Origin of the sequence: Dactylosporangium sp. NPDC050688 (assembly GCF_040654515.1) — a bacterium.
In the GTDB taxonomy this organism is placed as follows: domain Bacteria; phylum Actinomycetota; class Actinomycetes; order Mycobacteriales; family Micromonosporaceae; genus Dactylosporangium.
Genome location: NZ_JBFAIC010000187.1, coordinates 1 through 1,316, shown reverse-complemented (window position 1 = coordinate 1,316; position 1,316 = coordinate 1). Strand labels below are relative to the sequence as shown.

1 protein-coding gene is annotated in these 1,316 nt (G+C 67.8%); it reads right to left on the bottom strand.

Going from position 1 to position 1,316, the window contains the following annotated elements; all coding sequences use genetic code 11:
* Positions 1 to 30: 30 nt before the first annotated feature.
* Positions 31 to 1,265 (bottom strand): IS3 family transposase gene (locus tag AB0H83_RS51875; protein WP_360111494.1). Its coding sequence is split into 2 segments (ribosomal slippage): positions 31 to 986 and positions 986 to 1,265, totalling 1,236 coding nucleotides; the frame shifts between segments, so codons are not numbered across the junction.
* Positions 1,266 to 1,316 lie beyond the last annotated feature (51 nt).

The window sequence follows — 1,316 nt, the reverse complement described above, 5'->3', positions numbered from 1 at the left end:
TGTCAAGCCCCGGGTTTGATGGAGAGTTGGTTAGCTGGTTTTCGGGGATACGGTGACCGGCTGGGTCATCGTGTGTAGTGCCTCGTACTCGGCAGGTGGGAGGTGCCCGAGCTCGCCGTGCAGGCGTCGGTTGTTGTACCAGTCGATGTACTCGACGGTGGCCATCTCCAGGTCGTCGAGCCCGCGCCACGGCCCTCGGTTCCGGACGAGTTCGGCCTTGTACAGGGAGTTGAACGCCTCGGCCATCGCGTTGTCGTACGAGTCGCCCTTGGCGCCGACCGAGGCGACGACGCCGGCCTCGGCGAGCCGCTGGCTGTAGCGGATCGCTCGATATTGGACGCCGCGGTCGGAGTGGTGGACCAGTCCTTGCAGGTCAGCGCCCTGATGCTCGCGCCGCCAGATCGCCATCTTCAGCGCGTCCAACGCGAGGTCGGTGTAGAGCGACGTGGATACCTGCCAGCCGACGATCATGCGGGCGTACACGTCGAGCACGAACGCGGCGTACACCCAGCCCATACTGGTGCGCACGTAGGTCAGGTCGGCGACCCACAGCTGGTTCGGCCCGGCCGCGGTGAAGTCCCGTTTGACCAGGTCACGGGGGCGTCCGGTCTCCGGCGCGGGCCGGGTCGTGCGCGGTGACCTGTCACGCAGCAGCCCACGCAGCCCGGCGGCGCGCATCAGCCGCTCGACCGTGCACCGGGCCACCTCGACGCCACGCCGGCGCAGCTCGTGCCAGATCTTGCGGGCGCCGTAGACGCCGTAGTTCTCTCGATGGATCCGCTTGATCATCTCGGTCAGTTCGCTGTCGCGTCGTGACCGGGCCGAGGCCGGGCGGGTCTTGGCAGCGTAGTAGGTCGACGGTGCGATCTGTGCCGGCGTGTCTTGGAGGGCCTGCAGGACCGGCTGGACACCGTGCTGTTCCTTCTGGGAGTCGACGAAGTCGATCCTCATCGCGACGGCCGGTCCAGCTCGGCCGCGAAGAAAGACGCCGCGGACTTCAGGATCTGGTTCGCCCGCCGCAGCTCACGATTCTCCCGCTCCAGGGCGGCGATGCGTTCGGCGTCGCTGCTGCTGGTGCCCGGCCGCTCACCGGCGTCGGTCTCGGCCTTCTTCACCCACGTCCGCAACGCCTCCGGATGAACCCCGAGCTGGTCGGCGATCCGCCGGATCGCACCGACCGCCGACGCCGGATCCCGGCGGGCCTCGACCGCCAACCGGGTCGCACGCTCACGCAGCTCATCGTTGTACTTCTTCGGTGCAGGCATTGCCGGTGTTCCTCCAGGTTTCGATGTCTCCATCTAACCCGGGGCGGAACA